This is a genomic window from Herbaspirillum lusitanum P6-12, from assembly GCF_000256565.1.
Lineage (GTDB): Bacteria > Pseudomonadota > Gammaproteobacteria > Burkholderiales > Burkholderiaceae_D > Herbaspirillum > Herbaspirillum lusitanum.
This window is the reverse complement of the sequence record NZ_AJHH01000596.1, coordinates 1-476: the sequence shown is the minus strand read 5'-3', so window position 1 is coordinate 476 and position 476 is coordinate 1. Positions and strand designations below refer to the sequence as shown.

Sequence of the window (476 nt, the reverse complement as noted above, 5' to 3'; positions counted from 1 at the left end):
ATAAAGCCATGAAAGGCCGGCCGTGCAATAGCGATCCGCATGGCCGACCTGTTCGCCGCGCTGGCCGACTCCGGCAACCTGATTCTGCTGGGGACACTGTATACAGTGCTGTACGCAATCCTGGGCATGATGTTCGGTTTGCCGCTCGGCATGCTGGTCACCTTCATCCGGCATGAGCGCGTGCCGGTGCTGGCGGCCGTGGCGAATGTCTATGTCAGTTTCATGCGCAGTACGCCGCAACTGATCCAGGCTTTCCTGGTCTATTTCGGGCTGGGCGCCGCCGGCGTCGAACTGCCGCTGATCGTGATCGGCACGCTGGTGTTGACCGCCAACGCCGGGGCCTATCTTTCCGAAACCATGCGTGGTGCGATGGAAGGCGTCAGTGCGGGGCAGTGGAGCGCGGGATACAGTCTCGGCCTGACGCGCTTCCAGACCATTTGTCACATCGTCATGCCGCAGGCGCTGCGGCTGGCGAT

General features: G+C 62.4%; 1 protein-coding gene. It reads left to right on the top strand.

Annotation, left to right across the window (positions count from 1 at the left end; genetic code table 11):
* Positions 1-39: 39 nt before the first annotated feature.
* The coding region (locus HLUSI_RS0119590) for an ABC transporter permease subunit (RefSeq protein WP_016835562.1) at positions 40-476 on the top strand (437 nt) is incomplete at its 3' end.